The sequence below is a fragment of the Achromobacter sp. UBA5777 genome (assembly GCF_002418565.1).
In the GTDB taxonomy this organism is placed as follows: domain Bacteria; phylum Pseudomonadota; class Gammaproteobacteria; order Burkholderiales; family Burkholderiaceae_B; genus Achromobacter; species Achromobacter animicus.
This window is the reverse complement of sequence record NZ_DIEJ01000307.1, coordinates 5,532-5,883: the sequence shown is the minus strand read 5'-3', so window position 1 is coordinate 5,883 and position 352 is coordinate 5,532. Positions and strand designations below refer to the sequence as shown.

General features: G+C 70.4%; 1 protein-coding gene. It reads right to left on the bottom strand.

The window, feature by feature from the left end:
* Positions 1–52: 52 nt before the first annotated feature.
* The coding region (locus B3446_RS26720; RefSeq protein WP_291387013.1) for a FliH/SctL family protein at positions 53–352 on the bottom strand (300 nt) is incomplete at its 5' end.

Sequence of the window (352 nt, the reverse complement as noted above, 5' to 3'; positions counted from 1 at the left end):
GCGGCGCCCGCGAGGGGCGCCTGGCCGGATTGCTCGGAGGCCGGATTGCCGTTCACACCGGCTCCTCCCAGGTTGCGTTGCGGCCGAGCGAGGCGGCCACGCGGCGCCAGCGGGTCTGCAGGGTGGCGTCGATGTCGCCGAAAGGCGTCTCGGCGCGGCAGCCGCCACGCAGGATGGATTCATCGGCCAGCACGCGCCAATGGCCTTCCTTCAGTTCGTCGGCCAGGTGCAGGCGGATCAGTTCGATATCGTCCGGNTTGGCCCACAGGCGCATCTGGCCGCCGGCCGTCGGATTGATGTGCAGGACGTCGCGAACTGCGTTCACCACCGTCTCGGGCTGTTCGGCGAGGGG